7 protein-coding genes are annotated in these 9678 nt (G+C 67.9%); 6 read left to right on the top strand and 1 reads right to left on the bottom strand.

Features of this window, described 5'->3' with window-relative positions; genetic code table 11:
- Positions 1-734: 734 nt before the first annotated feature.
- From IE244_RS41185 to IE244_RS41175, 3 genes are all read left to right on the top strand, one after another.
- Positions 735-965 (top strand): hypothetical protein, encoded by a 231-nt coding sequence (locus tag IE244_RS41185; protein ID WP_191878706.1) that lies wholly within the window; start codon positions 735-737, stop codon positions 963-965.
- Positions 966-1776: 811 nt separating this feature from the next.
- Positions 1777-2244: a VOC family protein gene (locus tag IE244_RS41180; protein ID WP_191878705.1), complete on the top strand. Its 468-nt coding sequence runs from the start codon at positions 1777-1779 to the stop codon at positions 2242-2244.
- Positions 2245-2569: 325 nt separating this feature from the next.
- On the top strand, positions 2570-3556 hold the full coding sequence (locus tag IE244_RS41175; RefSeq protein WP_191878704.1) for an NAD(P)H-dependent flavin oxidoreductase: 987 nt from the start codon (positions 2570-2572) through the stop codon (positions 3554-3556).
- Between the two features lie 175 nt (positions 3557-3731).
- Here IE244_RS41175 and IE244_RS41170 read toward each other — a convergent pair whose 3' ends face one another.
- Positions 3732-4349: a TetR/AcrR family transcriptional regulator gene (locus tag IE244_RS41170; protein WP_191878703.1), complete on the bottom strand. Its 618-nt coding sequence runs from the start codon at positions 4347-4349 to the stop codon at positions 3732-3734.
- Positions 4350-4670: 321 nt separating this feature from the next.
- Here IE244_RS41170 and IE244_RS41165 point away from each other — a divergent pair, with 321 nt between their 5' ends.
- From IE244_RS41165 to IE244_RS43440, 3 genes are all read left to right on the top strand, one after another.
- Positions 4671-6221, top strand: a complete 1551-nt coding sequence (locus IE244_RS41165) for an aldehyde dehydrogenase (protein WP_229854890.1) — start codon at positions 4671-4673, stop codon at positions 6219-6221.
- Positions 6222-6294: 73 nt separating this feature from the next.
- Positions 6295-7902 carry a GMC family oxidoreductase gene (locus IE244_RS41160; RefSeq protein ID WP_191878702.1) on the top strand — a complete coding sequence of 536 codons (1608 nt, stop codon included), beginning with the start codon at positions 6295-6297 and terminating at the stop codon, positions 7900-7902.
- Between the two features lie 433 nt (positions 7903-8335).
- Positions 8336-8815 carry a helicase associated domain-containing protein gene (locus tag IE244_RS43440; RefSeq protein ID WP_444545084.1) on the top strand — a complete coding sequence of 160 codons (480 nt, stop codon included), beginning with the start codon at positions 8336-8338 and terminating at the stop codon, positions 8813-8815.
- Positions 8816-9678: the final 863 nt, after the last annotated feature.

The raw sequence follows: 9678 nt of genomic DNA, 5'->3' as shown, positions 1-9678 counted from the left end.
CCCCCCCCCCCCCCCCCCCCCCCCCCCCCCCCGACCAGGTCCAGGTTCGGCTTCGGGCGGATCAGCGCGATGACCGTCTCGTTCACCGTCATCGGGTGCGAGGCGCCGGAGCGGCCCGCGCTCTTGGGCATGCCGCCCATCTCTTCCGGCTCGCGGTCCAGGTCGATCGCGGCGGCGGCCGGGCGCCGGCCCCCGGCGGTGGAAGGGACCGGGCCCCCGGACCTGATGATCTCCCCCCCACCGACAACCAACTCAGGTCGTAGGGAAGAGAAGAGGGTGGTGACGATCCGGCTCGGGCTCGGAAACCCGTGGTGACAAGGGGAAATACCGGGTGCGTGGCTGCCGGGCACGGAAGTGGCTTCGGCAGTGGGAACGCAAGCGCCGGCGGCAGGGCCTCACCGGGGCTTGTCCAGCAGCCGCTGCGCCGGGCGTGGCCGGGTCGGACGGCGAGGGTGTGAGGGGTGGGGCTCCAGGGTCGCGGCCGCGGGGGGCGGCGGGAAGGGGTGGGTCGGTCGGGGGCGGGCACGGTGTCCTCGTTCCTCCGGCCTGCTGGCCGGGTCGGCGGTCGTCCGGTCCGCGCGGATGTACGCACGGGCCGGGGTCACCGTGAGGAAGGACCCCTTGTCCGCGGTCTGACGACCAGACCCGGCAGGTGTCCGTTTTCGCCTTGACCAACCCTTGCAGGGTGCGTTTGTTCGTGGCCGACGCCCCACCGCCGGGGCGGAGTTCAGCGGGTGGGACTGGTGCTGGACGGCGAGGCTCCGCGCCGCTGGTCCGAGGTCTTCTGGCCGCGGAACGTCTCGCCGCTCTCGATCCGGGCGGCGTGCACGCCCGCCTTCTTCTTCGCCGCCTACGCCCGGTTGATCGCCTCGCGCTGCGCGTTGCCGGGCCGCTTCTTCGGCTGCTGCCCGTGTGTCGTCTTCGCGGCCTTCTATGCCGGGGTCTGTCCCACGCGCGGATCGTAGAGCCGACTCCTGGCGGCCGTCGCACCGCCACGCGCACCAGCCACCGGAACAGCGGCGTGCGGAGGCGCACCGGTAGGCGCGGGGCGCGATGTGTTGCCCACGATGCACCGCTCTCCCCCACCGGGTGGATCGCACAGGGTGGACTCCACTGCACAGCCGATGCGCATCACGATGGGCTCCACTCCCCGCCCGGGCGCCTGAGTGGCATCCGCTCCCACCCGGTGGAACGCACCGCGATTCCCGAGCGCGTGGCATCGTCCGTACCACGCATCGCCTCTTACGCACGGTGATGATGCGCGGTGCGCTCGGGAGGGAGGGATCTCCTCTCCGCCACCGTGGATCGGGTGCCCGGGGGGCGTCTCCGCAGTGGTAGCGGACGGTGTCATGGGGAAACGTCGAAAGATCGCGGGAAGCTCGTGGCTGGACAAGGGTTGCTTGCCACGCGATGGACTGGGTGGAATCCGCGGCGGCACACCTGGTCAAGGGGGTGCATCGAGTGCGCCGCATCCGATGTACCGTCACCCTCCGTATGTATCCGGGGGGAGGGGGCGGGAGTGGCGGCCACTCTCGTCCGCGTCGTTTGTAATGGCTGGTGTGGGATTGGTGTTGGCATCGTCTGCGCCTGGTCGATCGGTGCAGGACATGCTCGATGGGTGCTGGCCGACGGCTGGTGAGGCGGGTGATCAGAACCGGACTCGACGACGGTTTCCTAGGCTTGGCGTTCAGCCTTTTCTGCTGAATCGGACGATAGGCTGAATCGTCTGGTTCTCGCGCCGTCCCCTGATGGTTCAACAGGATAGGAGTGATTGCGATGCCCATGCCGGCCCATCCGCCGAAAAACCCATCAAGCCCCTTTTCCTCCTTCAGAGGTCACCATGTCGGTATTCGTGTTCCCGACTACGACGCGGCGAAGGCTTGGTACACGGAGAAGCTGGACTTCCGAGTGCTCCAGGAGTGGCCTTACGGTGAGCTGAAGCTCGCGTACCTCTGCCCGCCCGACGATGACAACTTCCATGTGGAACTGCTGGGCGGGCCCGTGCCCTTCCCGCAGGAGGTCCTCAACGACCTCGGAGTCAGCTTGCAGCGCGGTGGCTACCAGCACATGTGCGTCCATGTCGACGATGTCGACGCGGCACGTGCGGAGCTCGCCAGCCGTGGTGTCGACCTTATCGGTGAGCCTTTCGAGATTGAGGACATCAGTCGGCGGCTGGCGTTCTTCCGTGACCCGTGGGGCAATATGATCGAACTGTCGCAAAAGCTGGCCGGTGCTGGTTCGTGATCGGCCACACAACATCAGCATGCCCGCACACAGGCCCGAGCCCCCCACAGGACTCGGGTGTCTGCGCGAGATACAGGATCCGTCTGTTGCGCCAGCTCTTGCCTTGGCCAGCGCACCGTCCGCGAAAATTAGGACGGGTGTTCCCTCTCGTATGCTGCGATTCAGTCGAGGGGCACATCGCCGTCCGTGATCCACGGCTGACATCACCTGGAGTTCCGGCCGGGTCGGGCGCTCTGTGGTTCCGCTTCCGCGGTCGAGTAGCTTGGCGCAGCGAGTCGGCGTGCTGCCGGTGGGTCGGGCGCACTGTGTTCGCTAGCGTCGCCCCATGTTGCATACGAGATTCACCGAAATGTTCGGTATCACCTACCCGGTGATGGCGGCCCCGATGGCACTGCACAGCGGCGGAACACTCGCCGCCGCTGTCTCCGCGGCCGGCGGTCTCGGCTCCTTCGGGGGTACCCACCCCTGGAAAGGGCCGGACTGGATCCATGCGGAGATCGCAACCATCCGCGCTACGACCCACCTCCCTTTCGGAGTCGGCTTCATCACGCCGTTCCTGCCCTTCACCGAACCGCATTTCGAGGCCGCTCTGGAAGAGCGACCAGAGGTCATCGCGCTGTCGTTCGCAAACCCGCAGCCGTGGCTTGCTCGTGCCAAGGCCGTGGGAGCGCGGGTGATGTGCCAGGTACAGAACTACGATGACGCGCAGGCGGCCGTCGCCGCGGGTGCCGACGTCCTCGTGGCGCAGGGTACGGAGGCCGGTGGCCATACCGGGACGATGGGCCTCCTGCCGTTCCTTGCCGGGATCGTGAGGCGTTACCCCGATGTTCCGGTGCTGGCCGCGGGAGGAATCGGCGACGGCCGGACACTGGCGGCCGTCCTCACCGCCGGGGCGGACGGCGCATGGCTGGGCACGGCGTTTCTCGCCACGCCCGAAGCGATCGAGGTACACGATGCCCACAAGCGCCTGATCGTGGAAAGTGACGGCAGCGACACCGTATGGACGCGGACCTACGACATCGTGTCGGGGCTGCCGTGGCCGGAGACCATCGGTGAACGAGTCCGCCGCAATCGGTTCACCGATGAGTGGTCAGAGCGCGAGGCGGCTCTGCGGGACCGCAAGGAGGAATTCGCGCCTCCCAGGAACGTCAGTCCCGTTGAGAGCCCACCCGACCCTGACACGAGCGCGGTTCTCTACGGCCAGTCGGCGATCTTCGTCAATGCCGTCCGTCCCGCCGCAGAAGTGGTCCGGACGATCGGTGACGAGGCCGAGGCGATCCTGGCCTCGCGGCCTCGATCGCTGCTTAGCTGACGAGCGACCTCGCTCGTGCGGGGACGCCGAAGCCCGAGGGCCCGTTCGTGAATGCCTGAGTCAGCGTTGGCAGGAAGGCGGCTGGGGAGGTGGCGGAACGCCGGTGAAGGCGGTCGGCCGAGTTCGGGGAACGGTTCCGGATGGTCGCTGGGAGCTGCTGACGCCGGCTGCTCTGTCATTCCCGTGATGTTTCCGAGGCCTGCTCGGTGATGGCCTCGAAGAGGAGGAGGCCCTGATCCACCAGTTCCTCCCTTGAGATGCCCAGCTCTCCGTTGAACCAGCTCAGCAGCATCTCGCTGACGGCGCCCACGAGGGCCACGGACAGGGTGGTGGGGTCCATCCGAGGATCGTGAAGCCCTTCCGTCAGGAGGGATTCCACGAGGTCGCTCATGCGCTGCAGCCCCAGCCGCCGTTCGTGTGCTGTGAGAGGACCGGCTCCCAGGGATTCCGTGAGTTTGACGCGCCCTTTTCTCGGTTCTTCCACAGAGAGCGCGACGATGGCGTCGATCACGTTCCGAGCCCGGTCGCGCAGCGGCTGGTCCGTGGCGATCGCGCCGGCGCACCGGGTGATCTGTTCCTCGTAGATGTCTCTCATGAGCGCCGCCATGAGATCGTCGAGGGATGTGAAGCTCTCCGCGAAGTACCTGTCCTTCAGCCCGGCGTGGCGGAGTACCGCACGGATGGAGGTGTGGGCATATCCGCGGCTGGAGAAGAGTTCCAGGCCGCTTTCCATGAGGCGCCGACGCCGGAGCGAAGCGCGCTCTTCCGCCGTGGCTCCGCCATATGTCCTCACGATGTGCCACCTCCTTGAGGCGTACGCTCATGGTGCGATGTCATGCACCGGGGCCCGGCCTGCCGCCACGATGCCCAGGGGCCTCGTGGGGGTCTTTGAGCCGTCTGCCTGACGTCCTCCATCGGGCGACGGGCCATGGCTATGGCCATTCCACTAACATTCTTCCCATCTGGTGACAAATTACCCCAGATGGGTGTAGCGTCGAATTTGTTCAGTTGTGAATCATGAAAGCGCTCCCCCAAGGCCGGCACCAGGCGCAAGGGGCGTCGCAGACGTGGCCCACCCGCAGGTTCGACGCGCCGGGCCGCCGCGCAGGAAACCATGACCGTCAGCGGCCCGCGTACCGCGCTGAGCACCCTCGTGCCCGCTGGTCATCCACCTATCGAAAACCACGGACTGTCGTGGTCCCCTGGCATGCCGTGGAGAGAGTTCACCATGGATCCCCACCATCTGTTCATCGCAGGACGCTGGGTGCACACGTCCGGCGACCGTGTCATCGACGTCGCCTCCGCGAGTACCGGCGATCATCTCGGTACCGTGCCGGACGGTTCCCAGGACGACATCGACCGGGCGGTCGGAGCCGCTCGTGCCGCATGCGACGCACCGGCCGGCTGGGCCTCCTGGGGCCCTGAACATCGCGCGGCCGCCATGATCCGTCTCGCGGACGCGCTCGATGCCAGGAAGGGGGCGACGTCCGCCGCCGTCAGCGCGCAGAACGGCATGCCGATCACTGTCGCCCGGTCCTTCGAAGGTGTGGTGCCATCAGCCCTGCTGCGCTACTACGCGGGTCTGGCCGGCAGCATGACGTCCGAGGAACTGCGCACCGGACTGCCCCGTGGCACCACCCTGGTCCGCCGGGAACCCGCCGGCGTCGTAGCCGCCATCATGACCTGGAACTTCCCTCAGACCATCGCCTTCTTCAAGATCGCCCCGGCTCTGGCGGCCGGTTGCGCGCTCGTCCTCAAGCCGGCTCCGCAGACGGTCCTCGACTCGGTGCTGCTGGCGGAGGCGGTCGAGGAAGCGGGGATCCCCGACGGCGTGATCAACATCGTTCCGGGCGGCCGCGACACCGGCGCGTATCTGGTCTCCCATCCTGACATCGACAAGGTGTCGTTCACCGGGTCCACCAGAGCGGGGCGTCAAGTGGCCGCCGCATGCGCCGAATTGCTGCGACCGGTGACCCTGGAGTTGGGAGGCAAGTCCGCGGCCGTCGTCCTCGACGACGCCGACCTCACCGCGACCGCAGAGCAGTTCTTCATGGCCAGTCTGCTGAACAACGGTCAGACCTGCTACGCCAGTACCAGGATCCTGGCCCCCCGCAGCAGGTATCGGGAAGTGGTCGGGTTCTGTACGGCGATGGCCCGTGACGCCGTCGTCGGTGACGCGCTCGATCCCGGCACCCAGATCGGCCCGCTCGTCAGCCAGCGCCAGCGCGAACGGGTCCTGGGGTACATCAAGACCGGCCTCAACGAAGGGGCTCGGCTCACCACCGGAGGGGGCCGGCCACCCGGCCTCGATCGGGGCTGGTTCGTCGAACCCACCGTATTCGCCGACGTCGAGAACGCGTCGACCATCGCGCAGGAGGAAATCTTCGGCCCGGTCCTCACGATCACGCCCTACGACGGCGAGGACGATGCGGTGCGCCTGGCGAACGAGTCGGCCTACGGCCTCGCCGGCACCGTCTGGACCACGGACCTGGACCACGGTGCCCAGGTGGCCCGCCGTCTGCGGACCGGCACCGTCGGGCTCAACGGCTATCTGCCCGACCTGACCTCCCCCTACGGAGGCAGGAAGGCCAGCGGCCTCGGCACCGAACTGGGGCCCGAGGGGCTTCACGCATACCAGCAGCTCCAGTCGATCTACCACCCCTGATGCGACAGCCGGCGCCGGCCGCCCCCCTCGGGCGAGTCCGGGCGACGGCCGCTCGCCGGGCGAGGGGACCAGCATGACTTCCACCCGAACCGAAGGATTCGACTACGTCATCGTGGGCGCCGGCAGCGCCGGTTGCGTACTCGCGGACCGCCTGAGCCGCGACGACCGCGTCCGCGTACTGCTCCTCGAAGCGGGCGGCCCTGACACCGACGAACTCATCCACATCCCAGCCGCACTCGGAATGCTCTTCGGATCGCCTAGCGACTGGAGCTACCGGACGCTCGAGCAGCCCCAGCCGGGACGCACCTTCTCCTGGCCCCGGGGCAAGACACTGGGCGGCTCATCATCCACCAACGTCATGATCTACACCCGTGGCAACCGGCACGACTACGACAGCTGGCGTGACGAGCACGGAGCCAAAGGCTGGGGCTACGACGACGTCCTGCCCTATTTCATGCAGTCCGAGTCGAACCACCGCCTCGGCGAGCCCTACCACGGTTCGAACGGTCCCCTGCACGTCGAGGACCGCGTCTACACCCACGAACTCTCACAATCCTGGCTGGATGCCGCCGTGAAGTGGGGGCTGGACCGCAACGACGACTTCGCGGGTGCGTCCCCTGTCGGCGCCGGCCTGTACCAGGTGACATGCCATCACGGGCGGCGATGGTCCACGGCCGACGCCTATCTGCGCCCGGCTCTTGGCCGATCCAATCTGGTGGTACGCACCAGCGCCCTGGCCACAAAGATCACGCTCGACGGAGCACGCGCAGCCGGCGTCACCTACGTCCGGAACGGACAGGAACGCACGGCTCACGCCGACAGGGAGACACTGCTCTGCGGCGGATCCATCAACTCGCCCCAGCTGCTGCTTCTGTCGGGCATAGGCGATCCCGATGAGCTGCACGATGTGGGGATAGACGTCCGAGTCCCCCTGCCCGGGGTCGGGCGTAACCTCCAGGACCATTTGATGACTCCTGTCGTGTGGGAGACCCAGAACTCCACCGATGTCGTGCGGGATTTGCTCACCCCGGACAACCTCCAACGGTGGCGCGCGCACGGCGACGGGCCCTTCGCCTCGAACTACGGAGAGGTAGGCGCGTTCCTCAACGTCACGGACGGCCGCAGCAGCCGTCCTGACGTCCAGTTGGTGGGAGGGGCCACGGCACTCGTTCTCAGCGGTGAGGAAAGACCTGACCGGCCGGTGTTCACGATGAACTGCGTCCCCCTGCACCCGCGGACTCGCGGCACCGTCCGTCTGGCGTCGCCTGATCCGCAGACCCCTCCGCTGATCGATCCCCGGTACTTCGACGTGCCCGCGGATACGTCGGTCATGGTCGCGGGACTCAGAGCGGTCATGGGTATCGCCCACTGCGCGCCGTTCGCCGACCACCTGGGGCGGCCGTACCTGCCCGCCGGTGACGACCTCGACCGTCTGGACGACGCGGCTCTTGAAGAGCACGTCCGCAGATGGAGTGCCACGGCGTATCACCCGGTGGGAACCTGTGCCATGGGAACGGGAGACAACTCCGTCGTCAATTCGGATCTGGAGGTCCACGGAGTCGAGCGACTCCGTGTCGTCGACGCCTCGGTCATGCCGACTGTCATCAGTGGAAACACGAACGCACCCACGGTCATGATCGCCGAAATGGCTGCCGAGCGGATCGGGAAGCGACCTCGCTGAACTCGACGTGTGCAACGCCACGGAGTCCGCCCGCGCCTTGGTGGACACACTGGTCACGGCACGTCCCTGAGCGGGCCACCGTACCGCCCGCTCCCCGGGACGTGCGGTACCCGCAGCGCCCGGTGCGCGCTGCGGGTACTGTCGGTGGTGGGGTTCAGGCCCTGCGGAAGTTCTCCACACCGCGCGACCCCGCCCAGCGGGGCGCCTTCATCAACCTGCGCGTCCTCAACCCCGAACACACCCACTGGCGGCGCGGCATCGAAGCCGCCGTCATCTACAACCGGTACCACGGTGACCTGCGGGTGCCCTTCACCTACCGCGTGCCCGGCCGCGACGGCCAGGCGGTGGACGCCGAGGGGTGGCCGGCCGCACTCGCCGGGTTCCCCCTGGACAGTGGATCGCCGACGCCAGGCGCTTCCACGCCCGCGGCGACATGGACACCGACCGGGCCGCGCAGCCCGAGAAACTCAGCATGGTGTGGTCGCACTACGACGTCGCCTGGGAAGAAGAACTCGCCGCAGCCCGCGGCTGGGCCGCCGAAGACGGACACCTCCTGGCCCCAACGGACGCCACCTACAAGGGATACCGGGTGGGGCTCTTTCTGGTTGTGCGGCCGACCGAAGCGCCGCAAGACCGCTCTGGCCGAGCCGTGCTCCTGGAGATGCTTCATGCTGGTGACCAACGCCGAGACACGCAGCCCCTCGCGTTTCGCAGGGAACTCCTGCAGGTCGCCAAGGAAGTCCCGGCACCCGACCGTACTCCTGTGCTGCGCGAGCTCGCCCGGATCCCGTCCGCGCTCCCTGCCACCTCCGAGCCCACCGCCGTGATCCACGTGCTCTTCCGTCGCCGGGTGCGCCCGCGGACCACCCCCACACGCGTGGGGAACACGCCTTGGCCATGTCCACGGCCGTAGCGAATTTCGGAGCACCCCCACGTGCATGGGGAACACTTGACCACCCAATTTTGGTAGGCCTCGGGAACCGGAACACCCCCACGCGCGCGGAGAGCACATGCTGGTAACGGCTCGTGCCCACCAAGACCGCCCGCGAAGCCCCTGGATCAGGCAACACGCTCACCGCCCCGTCTCCCCCTCGCCTCACTTCAGCCCCGAACAACACCCCGCGGATCGACAGGTGTCGCTGGCCATGTGGCTGTGGCGGGGCGCAGCGCGCGATCCCCCTTCGCCAGCCTTCGCCAGCCATAGCCCCAGTGCGCCAGGGGCGCCATTCCCGGCAAGCACTGGATAATCGACCTGGTAGGGGCTCCTCCGGTTCTGCCGGAGGCCACACGCGCGAGTGGCCGGGGCCCTGGTCGCACCCAGGGGCCCCGGCCGGTGTGTGGGCGTTGAGGCGGGGTCGGCCGATCATGTGCCGGCCGGGCCCGCTTCACGCAGGCCTCGACTGTGCCGTCCGCACCCCTCCTGTCCGCGTCGCGTTACCGCGCGAACTGCGCCACACACCCTGCGATCGCGGTGACCGCGCCGAGCACAGCAGTGATCACCTGCGCTCGGGCAGCCCATTCGAGCTGCCTGCGCTGACTGGGCACCTTGGCCCGCTTCCGCATGCTCACCTCCTTGGCGAAGAAACCGACGGAAGGCACGCTCTGCTCTGAAGCTGAGCAGCCACGCCTACAAAACACCCGTGCATTCGTGGCAGACCATGTGGCGGACCCCGGCGAACCCTGGCGAATAGTCGCCCGGCAACCTGTACCGAGCCACTGCAACTCAGCCGAATACCGGGGGCTTGACGTGAGGGAGGACCCACCCCCCCCCCCCCC

Source organism: Streptomyces filipinensis (assembly GCF_014649495.1).
In the GTDB taxonomy this organism is placed as follows: Bacteria; Actinomycetota; Actinomycetes; order Streptomycetales; family Streptomycetaceae; genus Streptomyces; species Streptomyces filipinensis.
Note: the sequence above shows the minus strand (reverse complement) of the source record. Positions and strands in the feature narration are given on the sequence as shown.

What these genes read in the sequence shown, in the direction of transcription:
- IE244_RS41180 (WP_191878705.1), top strand. Translation starts at nt 1,777, where the DNA reads ATGCCCATGCCGGCCCATCCGCCGAAAAACCCATCAAGCCCCTTTTCC.
- IE244_RS41175 (WP_191878704.1), top strand. Translation starts at nt 2,570, where the DNA reads ATGTTGCATACGAGATTCACCGAAATGTTCGGTATCACCTACCCGGTG.
- IE244_RS41165 (WP_229854890.1), top strand. Translation starts at nt 4,671, where the DNA reads ATGACCGTCAGCGGCCCGCGTACCGCGCTGAGCACCCTCGTGCCCGCT.
- IE244_RS41160 (WP_191878702.1), top strand. Translation starts at nt 6,295, where the DNA reads ATGACTTCCACCCGAACCGAAGGATTCGACTACGTCATCGTGGGCGCC.
- IE244_RS43440 (WP_444545084.1), top strand. Translation starts at nt 8,336, where the DNA reads ATGGACACCGACCGGGCCGCGCAGCCCGAGAAACTCAGCATGGTGTGG.